Below are 273 nucleotides of genomic sequence, written 5' to 3' on the forward strand. Positions count from 1 at the left end.
GTGTACGGCACGTCGAAGACGTAGTGCGCGCAGGAAATCCACACCAGCGGCGCGACGAACAGCGCCGCGCAGCCCGACGCGCACAGCGCCACCCGGGCCCGCCGGGTCCGCAGCCGCCGGCAGGCGCGCACCGCGAGCGGCCCGACGGCCACGAGGACGAGGTAGAAGGCCACCTCCAGGGAGAGCGACCAGCTCGGGCCGAGCGTGTAGAAGATCCGCTCACGGTCGAAGACGTGCGTGAACGTGAGGTGTTCGACCAGGTCGCGCCAGTCC

1 pseudogene is annotated in these 273 nt (G+C 71.4%); it reads right to left on the reverse strand.

From position 1 onward, the window contains the following. Window positions 1-273 (reverse strand): annotated as a pseudogene (locus AC2ETI_RS32750) (hypothetical protein); the annotation flags it as partial.

Source organism: Rhodococcus sp. MurmanLake-1 (genome assembly GCF_056945715.1).